Origin of the sequence: Pseudomonas sp. NY5710, from assembly GCF_013305665.1 — a bacterium.
GTDB classification, from domain to species: Bacteria; Pseudomonadota; Gammaproteobacteria; order Pseudomonadales; family Pseudomonadaceae; genus Aquipseudomonas; species Aquipseudomonas juntendi.
The window spans coordinates 1,134,867-1,149,557 of the sequence record NZ_CP045554.1 but is presented as its reverse complement, the minus strand read 5'-3'; the positions used below and the strand labels follow the sequence as shown (position 1 = coordinate 1,149,557).

General features: G+C 64.3%; 15 protein-coding genes. 8 read left to right on the top strand and 7 right to left on the bottom strand.

What is annotated here, in order from left to right:
- The first annotated feature begins 9 nt into the window (after positions 1-9).
- Positions 10-387: a hypothetical protein gene (locus GEV39_RS05190; protein ID WP_009686969.1), complete on the top strand. Its 378-nt coding sequence runs from the start codon at positions 10-12 to the stop codon at positions 385-387.
- Between the two features lie 90 nt (positions 388-477).
- Here GEV39_RS05190 and GEV39_RS05185 read toward each other — a convergent pair whose 3' ends face one another.
- On the bottom strand, positions 478-687 hold the full coding sequence (locus GEV39_RS05185; protein WP_003252255.1) for a cold-shock protein: 210 nt from the start codon (positions 685-687) through the stop codon (positions 478-480).
- A 233-nt stretch (positions 688-920) separates the two neighbouring features.
- Here GEV39_RS05185 and plsB point away from each other — a divergent pair, with 233 nt between their 5' ends.
- The 5 genes from plsB to GEV39_RS05160 all read left to right on the top strand — a co-directional run bounded on the left by plsB (position 921) and on the right by GEV39_RS05160 (position 5,567).
- Positions 921-3,407: a glycerol-3-phosphate 1-O-acyltransferase PlsB gene (plsB, locus tag GEV39_RS05180; RefSeq protein WP_054912882.1), complete on the top strand. Its 2,487-nt coding sequence runs from the start codon at positions 921-923 to the stop codon at positions 3,405-3,407.
- Positions 3,408-3,479: 72 nt separating this feature from the next.
- Positions 3,480-3,839 (top strand): YbaY family lipoprotein, encoded by a 360-nt coding sequence (locus GEV39_RS05175; protein WP_173887779.1) that lies wholly within the window; start codon positions 3,480-3,482, stop codon positions 3,837-3,839.
- 66 nt (positions 3,840-3,905) lie between these two features.
- Entirely contained in the window at positions 3,906-4,304 is a 399-nt protein-coding gene (locus GEV39_RS05170; RefSeq protein WP_173887778.1) for a YbaY family lipoprotein, read from the top strand.
- 33 nt (positions 4,305-4,337) lie between these two features.
- Positions 4,338-5,024 carry a DUF4197 domain-containing protein gene (locus tag GEV39_RS05165; protein WP_173887777.1) on the top strand — a complete coding sequence of 229 codons (687 nt, stop codon included), beginning with the start codon at positions 4,338-4,340 and terminating at the stop codon, positions 5,022-5,024.
- 141 nt (positions 5,025-5,165) lie between these two features.
- Positions 5,166-5,567 (top strand): hypothetical protein, encoded by a 402-nt coding sequence (locus GEV39_RS05160; protein ID WP_173887776.1) that lies wholly within the window; start codon positions 5,166-5,168, stop codon positions 5,565-5,567.
- A gap of 57 nt (positions 5,568-5,624) precedes the next feature.
- Here GEV39_RS05160 and GEV39_RS05155 read toward each other — a convergent pair whose 3' ends face one another.
- Together GEV39_RS05155 and GEV39_RS05150 are read right to left on the bottom strand one after the other, a co-directional pair.
- Positions 5,625-8,681 (bottom strand): efflux RND transporter permease subunit, encoded by a 3,057-nt coding sequence (locus GEV39_RS05155; protein WP_173887775.1) that lies wholly within the window; start codon positions 8,679-8,681, stop codon positions 5,625-5,627.
- Between the two features lie 6 nt (positions 8,682-8,687).
- Positions 8,688-9,788 (bottom strand): efflux RND transporter periplasmic adaptor subunit, encoded by a 1,101-nt coding sequence (locus GEV39_RS05150; RefSeq protein WP_173887774.1) that lies wholly within the window; start codon positions 9,786-9,788, stop codon positions 8,688-8,690.
- Between the two features lie 164 nt (positions 9,789-9,952).
- Here GEV39_RS05150 and GEV39_RS05145 point away from each other — a divergent pair, with 164 nt between their 5' ends.
- Positions 9,953-10,594 (top strand): TetR/AcrR family transcriptional regulator, encoded by a 642-nt coding sequence (locus GEV39_RS05145; RefSeq protein ID WP_173887773.1) that lies wholly within the window; start codon positions 9,953-9,955, stop codon positions 10,592-10,594.
- A gap of 178 nt (positions 10,595-10,772) precedes the next feature.
- Here GEV39_RS05145 and GEV39_RS05140 read toward each other — a convergent pair whose 3' ends face one another.
- Complete coding sequence (locus GEV39_RS05140; RefSeq protein WP_173887772.1) at positions 10,773-11,549, bottom strand: class I SAM-dependent methyltransferase; 777 nt, start codon at positions 11,547-11,549, stop codon at positions 10,773-10,775.
- A 103-nt stretch (positions 11,550-11,652) separates the two neighbouring features.
- Between GEV39_RS05140 and GEV39_RS05135 the strand changes: the two genes are divergently transcribed.
- Positions 11,653-12,273: an energy transducer TonB gene (locus tag GEV39_RS05135; RefSeq protein ID WP_173887771.1), complete on the top strand. Its 621-nt coding sequence runs from the start codon at positions 11,653-11,655 to the stop codon at positions 12,271-12,273.
- Between the two features lie 2 nt (positions 12,274-12,275).
- Here GEV39_RS05135 and GEV39_RS05130 read toward each other — a convergent pair whose 3' ends face one another.
- Genes GEV39_RS05130 through GEV39_RS05120 form a run of 3 tightly spaced genes read right to left on the bottom strand, consistent with a single transcriptional unit; the run spans position 12,276 to position 14,690 of the window.
- Entirely contained in the window at positions 12,276-12,962 is a 687-nt protein-coding gene (locus GEV39_RS05130) for an extensin-like domain-containing protein (RefSeq protein WP_173887770.1), read from the bottom strand.
- The gene (locus GEV39_RS05125) at positions 12,962-13,792 is read right to left on the bottom strand and encodes an isocitrate lyase/PEP mutase family protein (RefSeq protein ID WP_173887769.1); all 831 of its coding nucleotides are present in this window, start codon (positions 13,790-13,792) and stop codon (positions 12,962-12,964) included. Before GEV39_RS05125 ends, GEV39_RS05130 begins: the two co-directional genes overlap by 1 nt.
- A gap of 28 nt (positions 13,793-13,820) precedes the next feature.
- Positions 13,821-14,690, bottom strand: coding sequence for a DUF72 domain-containing protein (locus GEV39_RS05120; protein ID WP_173887768.1), 870 nt, complete (start codon positions 14,688-14,690; stop codon positions 13,821-13,823).
- Position 14,691: the final 1 nt, after the last annotated feature.

Genomic DNA, 14,691 nt, shown 5'->3' with positions numbered 1-14,691 from the left:
GGAGCCCTTATGCGCCAACCTGATATCGAGATCTACCTGAAGGACGCCGACGTCGACCACAAACAGATTGCCGGGTGGCTTGCCCAGGCGATCGGCCCGTGCAGCGAATGGAAGCAGAAAGGCCAGACCTTCAAATGCCAGGCCGGTAACATTCCGGTCACTTGGTTACCGAAGGCTGTAGGGAAATGGAACAGCCTGTACCTGGAAAGCGACCAGACCCCCTGGGCCGACGATATTGCCTGCGCCCGCGCTGCATTCGCCGCACTGGGCGTGGAAGTACGCTGCGCACCGGGTGGCTGGGTCGAGGAAGACGGCGAGGAGGATGCCGACCGCTGGGTCCGCATCAGCGCCGACGGTGAAGAGGAAATCACCTGGCGTACGTCTTGAGCTGCAAGCTTCAAGCTGCAAGTTTCAAGAAGGCTCGCATCAGGCTGCAAGTACACGGTCACTTGCAGCTTGAAGCTTATAGCTTAAGGCTCAGAGGCCTACCACGTCTTCGGCTTGCAGGCCTTTCTGGCCCTGCACGCAAGCGTATTCAACCCGCTGCCCTTCGACCAGGGTACGATGCCCCTCACCGCGAATCGCCCGATAGTGGACGAATACATCCGCACCACCTTCGCGCTGAATGAAGCCATAACCCTTGGCATCGTTGAACCACTTTACATTCCCAGTCTCACGAGACGACATCTGAACTACTCCGGTTTTTTATTGTGAAGATCGCCGTGCAGGCATGGGCTTACCTGCCCCGTGCCAACGCCGCTTGCCGAAATAACCTGCAAGTGGCAGGCCGAGTATATGCCACAGCACAAAAAAATTTGATGACGGTCCCGCTGTTGGCCGATTTTTGCTGAACTTACGCACATACGGCAGACTAATTAACTGGATACTCACCTGAACATCACACCCAGGGCACACACCCCATGACCCGTTCCCCCCTGCGCCGCCTGATTTTCGGCGCCCTGCGTCGCCTGTTGTACCTGTGGGTGCGCTCCGAAACCATCAACCAGTCGGCCATGTCGTTGAACCTGGACCGCAGCCGGCCCGTGATCTATGCCTTGCCTACGCCGGCGCTCACCGACCTGGTCGTACTCGACCACGAGTGCACCAAGGCAGGGCTGCCGCGCCCGGTGCTGCCGGTAACGGTCGGTCCGCTGCAGGAACCCGCCGCGTTCTTCTACCTGACCCCCGACCCCGACTGGCTGGGCCGCCAGGACAAGCGTGGCGCCCCGCCCACCCTCGAGCGCCTGGTAGCTGCCGTTACCCAGCATGCCGAGGAAGATGCGCAGATCATTCCGGTCAGCGTGTTCTGGGGCCAGACCCCAGCCAGCGAGTCCAGCCCGTGGAAACTGCTGTTTGCCGACAGTTGGGCAGTGACCGGGCGTTTGCGGCGGCTGCTGACCGTACTGATACTCGGGCGCAAGACCCGCGTGCAGTTCTCTGCCCCCATCCACCTACGCGAACTGGTGCAGCACAACAAAGGCCACGAACGCACCGTGCGCATGGCCCAGCGCCTGATGCGCGTGCATTTTCGCAACCTCAAGACCGCGGTCATCGGCCCCGACCTTTCGCACCGCCGCAATCTGGTCAAAGGGCTGGTTCATGCACCGCTGGTGCGCCAGGCCATCGCCGAGGAGGCGCAACGCGAAAACCTGCCGCTGGCCAAGGCCGAAGCCCAGGCTTTGCGCTACGGCAACGAGATTGCCTCTGACTACACCTACACTGCCATCCGCTTCCTGGAGGTGGTGCTCAGCTGGTTCTGGAACAAGATCTACGACGGCATCAAGGTCAACCACATCGAGCAGGTGCAGGGCATCGCGCCCGGCCACGAAGTGATCTACGTGCCCTGCCACCGCAGCCATATCGACTACCTGCTGCTGTCGTACCTGCTGTTCCGCAACGGCCTCACGCCACCGCACGTGGCCGCGGGCATCAACCTCAACATGCCGGTGGTCGGCAACCTGCTGCGCCGTGGCGGGGCGTTCTTCATGCGCCGCACCTTCAAGGGCAACCCACTCTACACCGCGGTGTTCAACGAATACCTGCACACCCTGTTCACCAAGGGGTTCCCGGTGGAGTACTTCGTCGAAGGCGGCCGTTCCCGTACCGGCCGCATGCTGCAACCGCGCACCGGGATGCTGGCCATTACCCTGCGCAGCTTCCTGCGTTCGTCGCGCACGCCCATCGTGTTCGTGCCGGTCTACATCGGCTATGAACGCGTGCTAGAAGGCCGCACCTACCTGGGCGAGCTACGCGGTGCCAGCAAGAAGAAAGAGTCGGTATTCGATATCTTCAAGGTGTTCGGCGCGCTGAGGCAGCGCTTTGGCCAGGTGTCGGTCAACTTCGGCGAGCCGATCCGCCTGGCCGGTTTCCTCGACCAGCAACAGCCCGGCTGGCGTGAGCAGGAGCATGGCCCGCAATACCGCCCGGATTGGCTCAACGCCACAACCCATCGCCTGGGTGAGACCGTGGCCCGCCACCTCAACGAGGCGGCGGCCATCAACCCGGTCAACCTGGTGGCCATGGCATTGCTGTCCACCAGCCGCCTGGCCCTGGATGAACGCGCCCTGGTCCGCGTGCTCGACCTGTACCTGGCCCTGCTGCGCCAGGTGCCCTACTCGCCGCACATCACCCTGCCCGAGGGTGACGGCCAGGCCTTGATCGAACACGTGCGCAGCATGAACCTGGTCGCCGAGCAGAAGGACGCCCTGGGCCGCATCCTGTACCTGGACGAAGGCAATGCGGTGCTGATGACCTACTACCGCAACAACGTGCTGCACATCTTCGCCCTGCCGGCGCTGCTGGCCAGCTTCTTCCTCAGCAGCTCGCGCATGAGCCGCGAACTGTTGGGGCAATATGTGCACGCGCTGTACCCGTATTTGCAGGCCGAACTGTTCCTGCGCTGGGCGCCGCAGCAATTGGACGACGTCATCGACCAGTGGCTGGCGGCGCTGGTCGAGCAAGGCCTGCTGCGCCAGGACAACGACATCTATGTGCGCCCGCCGCCGAGCTCGCGGCAGTTCGTGCTGCTGACCCTGCTCGCCCGTACCATCACCCAGACGCTGCAGCGTTTCTACATGGCCACGTCCTTGCTGCTCAATAGCGGGCAGAACAGCCTCAGCGCCGAAGCGCTGGAAGACCTGTGCGTGATGATGGCCCAGCGCCTGTCGATCCTGCATGGCTTGAACGCCCCGGAGTTTTTCGACAAGACGCTGTTCCGCCACTTCATCCAGACCTTGCTCCAGCAAGGCGTGCTGCATGCCGATGCCCAAGGCAAGCTGGGTTACCACGACAAGCTCGGCGAACTGGCCGAAGGCGTGGCCAAGCGCGTGCTGTCGGCCGAGCTGCGCCTGTCCATCCGCCAGGTGGCGCTGCATCGCGACGAGCCTTCAGACGTGGTGCAAGGGTAGCTTTTCTGTCTGCCGCCAGGCCTTGAGAGGGGACAGCATCGCCATGCTTTCCCCCTCTCAAGGAGTACCACCATGAACCAGATCAAATCGATCGACGTCGAAATCGTTTCTTCCAGCGACAACTACCTGCCAGCCTCCGCCCAGGTGCAACTGAGCCTGCTCGACGTGTCCCATGCCGACGCGCCGGCCGTCAGCCAGGCAGAGCTGCGCCTTCAGTGCGCCGGTGTAATGCCGATCAAGCTGCAACTGGCCTGCGACCTCAGCCAGCTCGACCCGCGCGGCAGCTACGTGCTGGCCGTGCGCATCGAGCAGAACGGGCAACTGCAGTTCATCAACACCACCCACCACGCCGTAAACCCTCACACCTTGTCTGGCACCGAACGCGTGGTGGTCGATAACGTGGCGACGCCCACGGTCGTACTCCATGATTGATTAGGGAAAATCCGCTAAAGTCCCTGGGGTTGGCCACAAGCCGGCTCCAAGGACAACGGAGATTCCATGAAAAAGCTCTTTATGCTGTGTTGCGCATCCCTGCTCGCAGCCTGCTCCAGCCAAACCCCGCCCGCCCAGGCCAGCCTGGATGGCGAAGTCTTCTACCTGCAGCGCATTGCCCTGCCGCCGGCCGCCACCCTGAGCGTCGAACTGCAGGACGTGTCGTTGATGGACGCCCCGGCCGTGACCCTGGCCCGCCAGGCAGGCCCGATCAAAGGCAACGTGCCGCTGCCGTTCCACCTCACCTACGATCCGCGCCAGGTCAAACCCGGCCACCGCTATGCGCTGAGCGCGCGCATCGAGCTGGGCGGCAAACTGCTGTTCATCAATACCGAACACCATGGCGTGCTGCTCGACGGCACCGCCCCGCAACCCCTGCGCGTCAAGCTCGACCAGGTTCGCTGATACCCGTATTCATCTGTTTACAAGGAACGCTTCATGATCCGCACTTCCCTGCGCTTCACCACTCTGTGCGCCGGCCTGCTGCTGTCGGCCAGCGCGCTGGCCCTGTCGCTGGGCGACTTGAGCCAGAAGGACGCCACCGGCGGCCTGAAAGATGCCCTCACCCAAGGCGCGCAACTGGCGGTCAAGCAACTGAGCGCCCCAGGCGGCTTCAGCAATAACCCGGACGTGCGTATCGAACTGCCGGGCAACCTGGGCAAGGCCGCCAAAGCGATGAAGATGTTCGGCAAGGGCGAGCAGGTCGAAACCCTGGAAACCAGCATGAACAAGGCCGCCGAAAAGGCCGTGCCGCAGGCTCAGGCGATTCTGGTAGATGCCGTGAAGAACATGAGCGTGACCGACGCCAAGGGCATTCTCAGCGGCGGTGACGACTCCGCCACCCAGTACCTGAACAAGAGCAGCCGCGAGCAGATTCGGGCCAAGTTCCTGCCGATCGTAAAGCAGGCCACCGACCAGGTTGGCGTGGCTCAGCAGTACAACGCCTTCGCCGCGCAGGCCAAAGGCCTGGGGCTGGTCAAGGATGACGCCAACATCGAGAACTACGTGACCGAGAAGGCGCTGGACGGCCTGTTCGAGATGATCGGCAAGCAAGAGCAGAACATTCGCCAGAACCCGGCCGCCGCAGCTACCAGCCTGGCCAAGAAGGTCTTCGGCACGCTCTGAACGCGTGGTGCCACGCCAGCGGCCTGCGTGAACCCGCGCGGCCGCTGCCTCTGCGTCGTTTTGCCTGTACCGCCTTTCCCCGCTCCCTCGGCCAACAGCAAGGTGCAGGATGGCGGCTCTTTTCGACGAGGAGTTTCCGCTATGCCCTGCACCCCACATTTCCAGATCTTCATCGACTGCGAAAGCCAAGACCGGATTACACCGGACGCTTCGGCGGGTTACGTATTGGTGCTGAGTGAAAAACTGGAGGGCTTCGGCGCTGCCAAAGGCAGTTCCGTCCTGCAGCCCGTGCTGACCATCGAGCAGCAAGGCGAACTGGCGCTGCCCCAGACCTTCAGTTTCATGATCGATGGGGCAACGCTCAAGGAAGGCCATGCTTACCAGGTGAGCCTGCGCTACCAGGCCACCAACGGTAACCCGCACGGCAAGCGCCTGGCCTGGAAAGAGACTTTCGTCGCTCAGGACCAGGCCCGCATTGCACCTGCCGCCGTCAGCGGCCATGGCCCGTGCAAAGGCCGCACCAACAGCTGCCTGAGCTGGTAAGGGCCGGCGCCTTCAACACCCAGGGCGCAAGCTGCCTGCATGCTCGCGCCTGGGTCTTCAACGCTGCTTTACCCTGAACCAGGCCGCGTACAACGCCGGCAGGAACAACAACGTCAGCACCGTGGCCACGATCAGGCCACCCATGATCGCAACCGCCATCGGCCCGTAGAATACGCTACGCGACAGCGGGATCATGGCCAGCACCGCGGCCAGGGCGGTCAGCACGATCGGCCGGAAGCGCCGCACCGTGGCCTCGATGATCGCTTGCCAGCGGTCCATCCCTGCCGCAATGTCCTGCTCGATCTGGTCAACCAGAATTACCGAGTTGCGCATGATCATCCCCGCTAGGGCAATGGTGCCGAGCATGGCGACAAAGCCGAACGGCTGGCCGAACACCAGCAGGAACAGCGTCACGCCGATCAACCCCAGCGGCGCGGTCAGGAACACCATCAGCGTGCGCGAGAAGCTGCGCAGCTGGATCATCAGCAAGCTCAACACCACCACGATGAACAGCGGCATGCCAGCGTTCACCGATTTCTGCCCGCGCTCGGCATCTTCCACTGTGCCGCCCACTTCCAGCAGGTAACCGTCGGGCAGCTTGGCGCGGATGCCCTGCAAAGAAGGCAGAATCTGCTTCACCAGTGTCGCAGGTTGCGCCTTGTCGTAGATGTCTGCCCGCACGGTCACTGTCGGCAAGCGGTTACGGTGCCAGATGATGCCCTCCTCAAAGCCATACTCCAGGGTCGCGACCTGCGACAGCGCCACGCTCTGGCCGTTGTCGGTCGGCAACGCCAGGCTGCCCAGGTTGCCCAGCTCGCTGCGCTCCTGGAGCGTACCGCGCAGCAGTATCTCGATCAGCTCGTTGTCTTCGCGGTACTGGCTGGCGGTGGTGCCGGTCAGCGAACTTTGCAGGAAACTCGCCAGGTGCGCGGTGCTCACGCCCAGCGCACGGGCACGGTCCTGGTCAATACTCAGAAACACCGCCTTGCTCGGTTCCTCCCAGTCCAGGTGCACATTCACCACATGTGGGTTCTCGCGAACCTTGGCCGCCACCTCACGGGCCAGTGCCCGCGCCTTCTCGATATGCTCGCCCGTGACCCGGAACTGCACCGGGTAACCCACGGGCGGGCCGTTTTCCAGGCGGGTGACCCGGGCGCGCAACTCGGGGAACTGCTGGTCCACCGTGGCGATCAGCCAGCTGCGCAGGCGCTCGCGGTCGTCCATCGACTTGGCCAGCACCACGAACTGGGCGAAGCTGGCGGCCGGCAACTGCTGGTCCAGTGGCAGGTAGAAGCGCGGCGAACCGGTGCCCACGTAGGCCACATAGTTGTCGATGCCATCCTGCTGCGCGAGCAGCGCCTCCAATTGCTTGACGCGCTCGGCGGTATTGGCCAGCGATGCACCTTCGGCCAGCTTCAGGTCGACCATCAGTTCCGGGCGCCCGGACGCCGGGAAGAACTGCTGGGGCACGAAGCGGAACAGCAGGATGCTGCCGATGAAAGCCGCGATGGTCAGCAGGATCACCGTTTTGCGGCGCCGTACACACCACGCCACAACCCGCCGCACACGCTGGTAGAACGGCGTGGCATAAGGGTCTGGCGCCTGGCCATGACGGGCGGCGTGCAGTCGGGCCAGGTCGGGCAACAGGCGCTCGCCCAGGTAAGGCACGAACACCACGGCGACCAGCCACGATGCCAGCAAGGCAATGGTCACCACCTGGAAGATCGAGCGGGTGTATTCGCCGGTGCTTGAGGCCGCCGTAGCGATGGGCAAGAAGCCTGCTGCGGTGATCAGGGTGCCGGTGAGCATCGGGAACGCCGTGCTGCTCCAGGCGTAACTGGCCGCCTTGAGGCGGTCGTAGCCCTGCTCCATCTTGATCGCCATCATTTCCACGGCAATGATCGCATCGTCTACCAGCAAGCCCAGGGCCAGTACCAGCGCCCCCAGCGAGATCTTGTGCAGGCCGATGCCAAAGTAATGCATGGCCGCGAAGGTCATGGCCAGCACCAGGGGGATGGCCAGCGCCACCACCAGGCCGGTCCGCAGGCCCAGGGAGAAGAAGCTGACCAGCAGCACGATGACCAGCGCCTCGGCCAGCACCTGAACGAACTCGCCCACACCGGCCTTGACCGCCGCGGGCTGGTCCGAAACCTTGCGCAATTCCATGCCGGCCGGCAGGTTGTGCGCCAGGCGTTCGAACTCGCTTTCCAGCGCCTTGCCGAGCACCAGGATGTCGCCGCCATCCTTCATCGACACCGCCAGGCCAATGGCCTCTTCGCCCATGAAGCGCATGCGCGGTGCGGGTGGGTCATTGAAGCCACGGTACACTTCGGCGACATCGCCTATGCGGAAAGTGCGGTCGCCCACCCGAATCGGGAACTGGCGAATCTGCTCGACGCTGTCGAAGCGACCGCTTACCCGCAGTTGCAGGCGCTCGCTGGGGGTTTCGAAGAAGCCGGCGGTGCTGACTGCATTCTGTTCGCGCAGGGCGTTCTGCACCGCTTGCAGCGGCACCCCCAGGGTGGCCAGCTTGAGGTTGGACAGTTCGATCCAGACTTTCTCGTCCTGCAAGCCGATCAGCTCGACCTTGCCCACGTCCTTGACCCGCTGCAGCTGGATCTGGATCCGGTCGGCATAGTCCTTGAGCACGGCGTAGTCGAAGCCCTTGCCGGTCAGTGCATAGATATTGCCGAAGGTAGTGCCGAATTCGTCGTTGAAGAAGGGGCCCTGGATTTCCGGCGGCAAGGTATGGCGAATGTCCGCGACCTTCTTGCGGATCTGATACCACAGCTCGGGAATGTCCTTGGAGTGCAGCGAGTCGCGGGCCATGAACGTGACCTGCGATTCGCCAGGCCGGGAAAACGAGACAATCCGCTCGTACTCACCGGTTTCCATCAGCTTTTTCTCGATGCGCTCGGTTACCTGGCGCGACACTTCCTCGGCCGTGGCACCGGGCCACAGGGTACGAATGACCATGGCCTTGAAGGTGAACGGCGGGTCTTCACTTTGGCCCAGCTTGGTGTAGGACATGGCGCCAATGGCCGCCAGCAGGATCATCAGGAACAGGACGATCTGGCGGTTGCGCAGCGCCCAGGCAGAAAGGTTGAAACCCATCGGGACTTACTCCTTGGCCGTCAGGTTCACTATGCGGTTGCTGCGGTCGACGGGGCGTACCTGCTGCCCCTCACGCAATACATGACCACCGGCGGCCACCACCCAGTCATCGGCGGCCAGCCCATCGAGCACGGGCACGCTATCGTTGCCGTACGCACCCAGGCGCACCACAGCCCGCTCCAGGCGGCTGTCCTTGTTCAACCGCCACACATAGGCCTGGCCGTCTTCGGCGGTAACCGCCGACAGCGGTACAGACAGTGGGATCAGGCCTTCGGTCGCAATGAATACCCGGGCGCTCTGGCCCAGCTCGGCCGGGGCAGCCGACGTGGTGAAGGCGATGCGGGCGGCGAAGGTGCGCGAGCGCGGATCGGCCGCGGGTGACAGCTCGCGGATGCGCCCCTGGAAGCGCGCCTGCGGGTGCGACCACAGCTCCACACTCACCGGTTGGCCGATGGCGACCCGGGCGAACTGCTGCTCTGGCAGGGCGATGGCCACCTCGCGCTCACCATCGGCGGCGAGGGTGAAGGCGGTTTGCCCAGCGGCAACCACCTGGCCCACTTCCACCTGGCGCTTGGCAATCACCCCGGCCTGGGGCGCGCGCAATACGGCATAGGCTGCCTGGTTCCCGGCCACGTCGAACTGCGCCTTGGCCTGCTTCAGGCGCGCCAGGCCGGCACGGTAGAGGTTTTCGGCATTGTCATATTGAGAATGGCTGACCATCTGCCGGTCCAGCAGCTTCTGGTAGCGATCACGCTCGGTGCGCACCAGTGACAGGTTGGCTTCGGCGGCGGCCAGTTGTGCGCGGTTAGCTTCCAGTTGCAAGCGTACGTCCTGCGGGTCCAGCTCGGCCAGCGGTTGCTCGGCCTTGACCCGCTGCCCTTCTTCGACCAGCCGCTTGCTGACCTTGCCGGCAATACGGAACGCCAGTTCCGGCTCGAAGCGCGCACGCACCTCACCGGGGTAACTGGCGGCCCCCGCTTCGGCTGGCTGCGGCTGCACCACCAACGCCGGGCGCGGGGCGGCAGGGGCGGCGGCTTCCTGTTCGCACGCCGCCAGAAGCACGGCGACGGCGGCGGGCAACGCGATGGACAAGGCCTGGCGCAACATGATGAATCCTTTCGCAGAGGGTACTTCGAATATTTGTACTGGCGGGTATATTAAGTCAGGGAACTGCTGCCGAGAAGCCAGCGTCGATAAGAAATCACCTGACGATGGCTACGATCACTGCTGGAAACCGCTCCAGCCGGTAATATGGGAGCTTGATCAACCACATGCAGACCACAATGCCCAACGACGCACCCATCGGCCCAGGCCGGCCCAAGGACCTGGCCAAGCGCGAGGCGATTCTCGAAGCTGCCAAGTCGCTGTTCTTAAGCCTTGGCTACGCCAACACCAGCATGGATGCGGTCGCTTCGGCGGCAGGTGTTTCTAAGCTCACCGTGTACAGCCACTTCACCGACAAGCAGACGCTGTTCTGTTCAGCGGTCATGGCCACGTGCCAGATCCAGCTGCCGGACCTGTTGTTCGAGTACCCCGCCGGTGCGCAGGTCGAAGACGTGCTGCTGAACATCGCCCGTGGTTTCCAGGCGCTGATCAGCAGTGACGAAGCGGTCAAGCTCAGCCGCCTGATCATGGCCCAGGGCAGCCTGGATGCAAGCTTTGGCGAGTATTTCTACGAGGCCGGGCCCAAGCGCGTGCTGGCAGGGATGGAAGCGCTGCTGCGCGAGGCGGATGAGCGTGGGCTGCTGCGTATCGACAACCCGCTGCGGGCAGCGGAGCACTTCTTCTGCCTGGTCAAGGGGGCGCCGGATTACCGGCTATTGCTCGGCTGTGCGGGGCCGCTGGAAGGTGATGCGGCAGAGGCGCATGTGCGCGAGGTGGTTGGGGTGTTCTTGCGCGCGTTTCAGCCTTGAAACAGACGCTGGCATTTGGCGGCAGCCATGTTGTCTCGAGTGCTGAATCTTGCTCAATGCCTGTGGGAGCGGGCAGGCCCGCGAACACGGGCGCAGCCCGTGCCAACCACTGCGGTGCCTGCTTCGCGGGCTCGCCCGCTCCCACCTCGACCGCGCTAGCCGGTCAGATAGGAGAAGGTCAGGCTTTAAGCGCTTTCTTCGGGTAGATGTCGTACCGGCTCGACTTGCCCTCAAGGCTATGGCTCGGTTTCGGCCCGTCAATGATCGGCGCCTTGCGTGGGCGCTTCACCACCACCCGGTGGCTGGCCAACGCCAGGGCGGCTTCAAGCAGGGCCGGGGCATCCAGGTCATCGCCGACCAAGGGCCGGAACACGCGCATCTCCTTTTTCACCAGGGCGCTCTTGTCGCGGTGCGGGAACATTGGGTCGAGGTAGATCACCTGCGGCGCCTCGCCTTCCCAACTGCGCATGCGCTCGATGGCATTACCGGTCAGCAGGCGCATGCGCCCGACAATCGGCCCCACTTCTTCATCCAGCCGGGCGCGCGCCAGGCCATCTTCCAGCAGCGCGGCTATCAGCGGCTGGCGTTCGATCAAGGTCATCTGGCAGCCCAGGCTGGCCAGCACGAACGCGTCCTTGCCCAGCCCCGCCGTGGCATCCAGCACCTGCGGTCGCACGCCTTGGACGATGCCCACGGCCTTGGCGATCATCTGCCCGTTGCCACCGCCAAACTGGCGCCGGTGCGCGGCCTGGCCTTCGACAAAGTCCACCCGCACCGGCCCCGGTGCCTGCGGGCCCAATTGCTGGATCTGCAAGCCATCAACGCCCACCTGCACGGCAAACCCGGCATCATCGTCCTGCAACGGCAGCGCCAGGCGCTCGGCCCATGCAGCGGCCTGCGCTGCGAATTCGGCCGTTAGCGCCTCGACCCGGATACCTGCGCCCTGCTCTTCCATCTTCAACACCTAGAAATTGAACCCGGCCCTTAAGGTATCGGCCGCCACGGCCGATACAGGCAATATCCCGCTATTCTGCCAGAGCACAACGCGCGCGACTGCCATGTCAGATACTCTTCCCATCGGCTTGACCTATTTGTCGCCTGTCGGCAACTACAGTCAGCACAACACCCAGGCACTCGGGGGCGTCAGCCACCTGTGGCAGGATTTTTTCGCCCGGGCCATGGCCGAGCGCCAGGAAGAGCCCGTAGACAGCATCAGCCAGTCGTTCGTGCAATACGACCAGGACAGCGGCGAACCGATCGGCGGCGCCCGCGCGCTGGCCATGATCGACGCCCAGCGCGCCTGCCCGGTGCAGGATACGCGCGTTGTCCCACCCGAGCCGCTGTTTCTGCCCAAGGCCGAGCTGGAAGCCAGCCTCTTGCCGCCGGCCCCCGAGCCTTTCAGTGCCATGGAACTGATCGAGCAGCAGCGCCAGCTCGACATCAACAACAGCTGGCTGCGCCCGGTGGTGATGAGCCAGGGTCAGCCGCTGCCCGACCCCGGACCGGGCCCTAGCCCGCGCCCGCTGTTCCTGCCCATCGCCGAACTGGAAAGCGACTTGTTGCCACCCGCCGCCGAACCGTTCGACGATGCCACGCTGAGCAAGCAGCAGACCGACCTGGCGTTCGACATCCACTGGGCGCGCCCAGTGGTGCTGAACAACGTGCGCGCCTACGCCTGACCTTAGCGGCAGACCTGCCAGCGGCCCATGTCCAGGTGGAAGTGATTGTGGTGCGCGGCGTTGTAGTCGGGCCCCAACACAGTGCTGAAGCTTTGGCAGGCAGCCTGCTGCACCTCGCGCAGGAATTGCGCCTTGGCCCCACCCGCCTGCCAGTCACGCGCCAGAACGATGCGCTGACCGTCCTGCAGGCGAAAGCCGCTGATGTCCAGGGCGTTGGCCGTCGCGTGCTGGCTCAGGCGGCCCTGCTTGCGGTGGTAGACGTTGCGGCAGGCAAAGCTGCCCAAATGGTCGACCTGGGTCACCGGCTGGCCCAACACCCGTTGCGCGACAGGCTGCAACGCGTGGTGTTCGAACAGCGCATACGCCACCGCCAGTGGGCAGCTGGCCAGAAAGCTGCTGCTCAGGCGCGCCTTGCCGGCTTCGATACGCCACACATTTTCCAGCGGGCAGTTGGCCGAGGCCGGGCTGTCGGCCTGTGCCCGGTAGCGCAGTTGGCTGGTGGCCAGTGCCTGGCGGCACAGCGCGGGGTCATCCCGCAGCCGCGACAGCTTGTAAGGGGTCAACCAATTGGGTGGTTGGCGCACATCCAACGGCGACCAGGGGTTCCAAGGCGCGGGCAAGCGCCAGCCCAGTTGCCAGGCAAGCACGGCCAACAACAGCAGGCCGGCCAGCAGCATCAGGGCCCGCATCAACGGCGGAACAGGTCGTTGAGCTGAGCGAACGGCAAAGCCTGGTCTGCGTAGCCGAAGGTGCCGTGGTCATGGACTTCCAGCGCGGCCCGCTGCAACGCACCCAGGGCCGCGCGGGCCAGCGACGAGCCCAGGCTGATGCGACGCACACCAAGGTCCTGCAACTGGTTGACGCTCAACGCCACGCCGGCCATGCCCATCAGCACGTTGACCGGCCGCGGGGCCACGGCCTGCACCACCGCGCGCACTTCTTCCGCCGTTCGCAGGCCAGGCGCATACAGCACATCGGCCCCCGCTTCGGCGTAGGCTTGAAGGCGCAGGATGGTGTCGTCCAGGTCCATGCGCCCGTGCAGCAGGTTTTCTGCACGGGCGCACAGGGTGAACGGGAACGGCAGGCTCCGGGCAGCCTGCACTGCGGCGCGTACACGCTCCACCGCCAGGCCGATATCATAGATGGGCGCATCATGGCGGCCGCTGGCGTCTTCGATAGACCCACCCACCAGGCCAACCTCGGCGGCACGCAGAATGGTCTGCGCGCAGTCCTCGGGCAGGTCGCCGAAGCCGTTTTCCAGGTCGGCCGCAACCGGCAACGCGGTGGCGTCGACGATTTCGCCGGCGTTGTCCAATGTGTCGTCCAGGCTCAAGGCCCCTTCGGCATCCGGGCGGCCCAGGCTGAAGGCCAGGCCGGCGCTGGTAGTGGCCAGCGCTTCGAAGCCCAGGCTCGCCAACAGCCTGGCCGACCCGGCATCCCACGGGTTGGGGATGACGAATGCACCGTCACGCTGGTGCAAGGCCTTGAAGGCTTCGGCTCGCAGGGTTTGCACATCCATGGTGGAACCTCCGGCAGTCAGGGAAGGGTCACAGTAGCCCCAGTTGTTCGACCTCGGGGGCGCGCGGCAATTCCGGCAGCGCGGCAAGGCCCGGCAAACGCAACATCAGGCGCTGGTGAAAATGCCGGGCAAGTGCCGCCGCCAGGCGGTTGTCCGAGGTATGCAGGAAGATATAGGGGTTGCGGCCTTCTTCGATCCAGCTGGCCACCTTGTCTACCCACGGGGTGAGAAACACGTCGTTGGCTTGCAGTTCCGGGTGGCCGATGAAGCGTACCTGCGGGTGTTGGGTAAAGGCGGCCGGGCGCGGCGGCACCTTGGGCTTTTTCGACTGCGCATGCAGCACGGCAGGGTCACGCGAAGTGCAGCTGAACAGCGCGCGCGGGTCGAGGCAGATACGCTCGACGCCGCGCTCGTGCAGCACCCGGTTGAGCATGCGCTCCTCTTCACCCTTGGCAAAAAACGCCTGGTTACGCACTTCAACTGCCACGGGCACCGCCAGCTCATCCAGAAAATGGCACAGCTCGCCCAGGCGCGCAGGGCCGAACTGGGCCGGCAATTGCAACCAGTAGGGGGACACACGCCCGCCCAATGGCGCCATCAACCGGGTGAAATCGAAGGCAGGCTCCAGCTGGTCGCGCAGGTCACCAGCGTGGCTGATGTCGCGGGGGAACTTGGCGGTGAACCGGAAATGTGCGGGCATTACCTGTGCCCAGCGGGCAAGGGTGCCAGGGGCAGGCCGGGCATAGAAGGTGGTGTTGCCCTCTACCGCGTTGAACACCTGGCTGTAGAAGCCCAGCATCTGGCCGCTGCTGGCGTCGGCGGGGTACAGGTAGTCGCGCCAGGCGTTTTCACTCCATGACGGGCAACCGAGAAAGTAAGGCAGGGGTGATGGACTCATC